The sequence below is a fragment of the Bowmanella yangjiangensis genome, from assembly GCF_017255015.1.
In the GTDB taxonomy this organism is placed as follows: Bacteria; Pseudomonadota; Gammaproteobacteria; order Enterobacterales; family Alteromonadaceae; genus Bowmanella; species Bowmanella yangjiangensis.
This window is the reverse complement of the sequence record NZ_JAFKCS010000573.1, coordinates 1-473: the sequence shown is the minus strand read 5'-3', so window position 1 is coordinate 473 and position 473 is coordinate 1. Positions and strand designations below refer to the sequence as shown.

The following is a 473-nucleotide window of genomic DNA, read 5'->3' as shown; positions in this document are numbered from 1 at the left end:
CACCTCGAGATAACGCGCCAGCGTCTCCTGCTCCGTGGCGAACCACTGCTGCGCTTCGCCGCTGCTCGGCGTCGCGAGGTCGGCTCGCCAATCCGGCTCGAGGGTATCGACGATGAAGGTACGCACCCGCGCACGGCCATCCTGCGGATGGTGCAGGAACTGGCGGACGCGCCCCTGCACCGGCGGCTCGAAACCCTCCAGGGTCAGCACCTGGCCGACGCGCGCCGGCACGGTGGACAGTTGCACGCGGTAGTCGCCCTGCGCATCGATGCTGGCCAGCGAGGTTTCGCAGTCGAGCAGCGCCGCCAGAGTCGCAGCATCGCCACAGGCCTGCGCCACCCGCTCACGCAATGGCATGCTCGACGGCCGCGGCTCGAGCGCTCGCCCCTGCACCCAGCCAAGCTGCTCGCCGCAGACGATCAGGCCACCCCCACGACGCAGCACCTGGCCGGTTTCGCCGTCGCATTCTTCCA

At 70.0% G+C, this 473-nt stretch carries 1 protein-coding gene; it reads right to left on the bottom strand.

Annotation, left to right across the window (positions count from 1 at the left end):
• Window positions 1-473: hypothetical protein (locus J0A65_RS25720; protein ID WP_206597044.1), on the bottom strand; the 473-nt coding region annotated here is incomplete at both ends.